The organism is Curtobacterium sp. B8, assembly GCF_000333315.1.
In the GTDB taxonomy this organism is placed as follows: Bacteria; Actinomycetota; Actinomycetes; order Actinomycetales; family Microbacteriaceae; genus Curtobacterium; species Curtobacterium luteum.
Genome location: NZ_BACW01000583.1, coordinates 1 through 3,609, shown reverse-complemented (window position 1 = coordinate 3,609; position 3,609 = coordinate 1). Strand labels below are relative to the sequence as shown.

General features: G+C 73.8%; 4 protein-coding genes. 3 read left to right on the top strand and 1 reads right to left on the bottom strand.

Features of this window, described 5'->3' with window-relative positions:
- On the top strand, positions 1 to 892 hold an 892-nt coding region (locus I59_RS15745; protein ID WP_022904689.1), incomplete at its 5' end, for a beta-ketoacyl synthase.
- 120 nt (positions 893 to 1,012) lie between these two features.
- Here I59_RS15745 and I59_RS20225 read toward each other — a convergent pair.
- Positions 1,013 to 1,654 (bottom strand): copper resistance CopC family protein, encoded by a 642-nt coding sequence (locus I59_RS20225; RefSeq protein ID WP_022904688.1) that lies wholly within the window; start codon positions 1,652 to 1,654, stop codon positions 1,013 to 1,015.
- Positions 1,655 to 1,698: 44 nt separating this feature from the next.
- Here I59_RS20225 and I59_RS15735 point away from each other — a divergent pair, with 44 nt between their 5' ends.
- A complete protein-coding gene (locus I59_RS15735) occupies positions 1,699 to 2,730 on the top strand; it encodes an alcohol dehydrogenase catalytic domain-containing protein (protein WP_022904687.1) in 1,032 nt (343 codons plus the stop codon).
- Between the two features lie 225 nt (positions 2,731 to 2,955).
- Positions 2,956 to 3,543, top strand: coding sequence for a GNAT family N-acetyltransferase (locus I59_RS15730; protein ID WP_022904686.1), 588 nt, complete (start codon positions 2,956 to 2,958; stop codon positions 3,541 to 3,543).
- The last annotated feature ends 66 nt before the right edge of the window (positions 3,544 to 3,609 follow it).

Below are 3,609 nucleotides of genomic sequence, written 5' to 3'. Positions count from 1 at the left end.
GCTCCTCGACGCGCACGACGTCCTCGGGGACGCCGGGGCCCGGCGCGTCTCGCCCCGAGCCGTCCCGATGCTCATGGCGAACGGGGCCGCGGCACAGATCAGCATCGAGCTCGGAGCTCGGGCGGGCGCCTACACCACGGTCTCGGCGTGTGCGTCCGGTGCCGAGGCGATCGCGACCGCCGCGCGCCTCATCGCGACGGGGGAGGCCGACGTGGTGGTCGCCGGCGGGACCGAGGCCGCGGTCACCCCGGTCACCATGGCCTCGTTCGCACAGTCGCAGGCCCTCGCGAAGCCCGGCGACGACGACCCGACGACGCTGTCGCGACCGTTCGACGTCGACCGGCGGGGCTTCGTGCTCGGCGAGGGCGCCGGGATCGTCGTGCTCGAACGGGCCGGACACGCTCGTGCCCGCGCCGCGCGCACCCACGGCCGGCTCGCCGGCTGGGCGGTCACCTCGGACGCGCACCACATCACCGCCCCGCTCGTCGACGGCAGCGAGCAGGAGCGGGCGATGCGCGCCGCGGTCCGGATGGCCGGGCTCGTCGGCTCCGACATCGACCACGTGAACGCCCACGCGACGAGCACCCCGGTCGGCGACGTCGGTGAGGCCGCCGCGATCGCCCGGGTCGTCGGTACCGGGGCCGCGGTGTCCGCGCCCAAGAGCGCCATCGGCCACCTCTTCGGCGCGGCTGGTGCCGTGGAGTCGATCCTGGCCGTCCGCGCGATCGAGACCGGCACCGTCCCGCCGACGCTCAACCTCGACCGGCTCGACCCCGCGATCGACCTCGACGTCGTGGCCGGGCCGGCTCGACGCGGTCGGGTCGGTGCCGCACTCAACAACTCGTTCGGGTTCGGCGGCCAGAACGCCTCGCTCGTGTTCACGGCTGCCTGACCACCCGCGTGACGGGCGTGGCGGCGGCGATCCGTGCCTCCAGGCCGGACCACCGGAGTGTGCGCGTCCGGCGCGTGAGCGTCCGGGGCGTCTGGGGCCGGGATGTCTGGGCCCGGCGCGTCAGCGTCCGGCGTCGTCGACCGACGCTGCGCCCCGCGGCCGACCCCGCCCGCCGCGCCGACGCAGGACCGCGGTGACCGCTGCGACGATCGCGACCGCCACGGCGAGCCCGCCGATGACCCAGACCAGTCCGCTGGAGTGCCCGGCGTGCGTCGTCGCGCCTGCCGGTGCAGCGGTGGCCGTGGCCGCCGCCGCGGATGCGCCGGAGGAGGCCGCGGCCGACGGCGTGACGGGAGTCGTCGACGATGCCGTGGGCGACGGCGTCCGCGTCGGGAGCGACGCGGTGAAGCCGTACTCGCCGGTGATCGGGTGTCCGTCGGGGGAGACGTACCGCCAGAGCACGCGGTACCGCCCGGACCCGAGGTCGACGGCCTTGGACATCGCCGTGCCGGACACCTCGACGTCACCGGTCGAGACGTCGGCGCCCTGGCCGTCGCGGACCTCGATGCGCAGTCCGGCGTCGAGCCCGGCCAACGGCGCCTCGGAGAAGGTGAGGGTCACCCGGTCGAGCGGCGCGGTCACGGTGCCCTCCGCCGCCGGGTCGCTCGAGACCAGCGCCGAGTGCGCGCTCGCCGGCGCCGCTCCCAGCAGGGTCGCCAGCGCGACGAGGAGCAGTGTGACCAGGACGGACCGTGAACGCATGCTCAGGAGCCTACGGGGTACGACCGACCTGCCATGATGGGCGGGTGCGAGCAGTGCAGTACTCCGAGTTCGGTTCCGTCCCCGCCGTCGTCGAGGTCCCCCGACCGGACGTGCCGCCGCACGGCGTCCTCGTCCGGGTGCGCGCGACCGGCGTCTGCCGGAGCGACTGGCACGCCTGGAAGGGGCACGACGACTCGGTGACACTGCCGCACGTGCCCGGACACGAGTTCGCGGGCGAGGTCGCCGCCGTCGGGGCCGACGTCCGACGGGTCGCGGTGGGGGACCGCGTCACGGCGCCGTTCATCTTCGCGTGCGGGACCTGCGAGCAGTGTCGTGCAGGGGCGACGCAGGTGTGCACGGCGCAGCAGCAACCCGGGTTCGACCTCGCCGGCTCCTACGCCGAGTTCGTCGCGGTGCCGCACGCCGACCTCAACGTCGTCGCGCTGCCGGACGAGGTCGGCTTCGCGGAGGCCGCGAGCCTGGGCTGCCGGTTCGGTACGGCCTACCACGCACTCCACGCAGTGGGACGGGTGACCGCAGGGGAGTGGGTCTCCGTCTTCGGCTGCGGCGGCGTCGGCCTCTCCACCGTCCAGGTCGCCGTCGCCGCGGGCGCCCGCGTCGTGGCGTCCGACATCTCGCCCGCTGCGCTCGAGCGTGCTGCAGCCCTCGGTGCGGCGACCGTGCCCATGGATGCCGGGGCCGTCGGGGCGATCCGGACGCTGACCGGCGGTGGCGCGCACGTCTCCGTCGACGCCTTCGGGAGTCGGGCGACGTCGGTCGCGGCCGTCGGGACCCTGCGGCCGCGCGGTCGGCACGTGCAGGTGGGGCTGCTGCTCGGCGACGAGGCGACCCCGGCCATCCCGATGGGCCGGGTGATCGGTGACGAGCTCGAGATCCTCGGGAGCCACGGGATCGGCGTGCGGGAGTACGCAGCCATGCTGGACGACGTCGTGGCAGGTCGGTTGCGTCCGGCGGACTCGATCGGTCGGACGATCGGCTTCGACGAGCTGCCCGAGGCGATCCTGGCGATGGACCGCCCGGCCGTCGGGTCGGGGATGACGGTCGCGACGTTCTGATCACGGAGCTCGACGGTCGGACGGACACGAGCACCGCGTCGGCGGTGCGTCGTGGGTCGGCGCTGTCAAAGGGAACGCCATCGATCGGCGGAGGACGACCGGAGACGTCAGGATGTGGACCCACGATCCCCAGCACGGGCCTGACCGTGCAGCGCCGACGGCATCCCGCACGATCCGTACTGCGGCCTCGCTTCGTCGTGCGCCGGTCGTAGGCTGCGAGCGGGCGTGGAGTGGTCTCGTGACCGCACGTTCGTCGTCGACCTGGTACATGCCTCCCTCGAGGGTGTCGTCGCCGGTCTGCACCGGAACGCGAAGCGGTCGCTGCGTGCTGCTGCGAGCAACGGTGTCGAGGTGCGTCCGGCGCGACCGGGGGAGACGGCGGCGTTGCTGCCGCGGGTGCTGAGCGAGTCGTACACGGTCCGCGGAGTGCCCTCACCCTACCCGGCCGACATCGGCGAACGCGTCGAGCGGTGGGCGGCTGGTCGTGATGACGTGTACATCGGCGCCGCGGTCGTGGAAGGGGAGACCTCGGGTGTGATCGTGGCGTTGGGCTCTCACCCGGTCGCGTCCGCGTGGGCGGGTGGCACGTTGCGCCAGCACCGGGCGGCGAACCCGAGCACCTCGCTGTACTTGGACGTACTCCGGTGGTCGCTCGAACGCGGGCACACGGCCGTGGACCTCGTCGGCCGTGTGGACGATGGGATCGCCCGGTTCAAGACCGGGATGGGCGGGTTGAGACGCCGTACGCGAGCATCGCTTCCTCGCCGCTGCCACGTGCGGTCCGGGACACCGGGGCGAAGCTCTGGCGGTTGACGCAGCAGGGATAACCCTCGAGAGGGTGCAGATGCCGTGTCTCGGGGACCCTGTGCTCTGATTAAT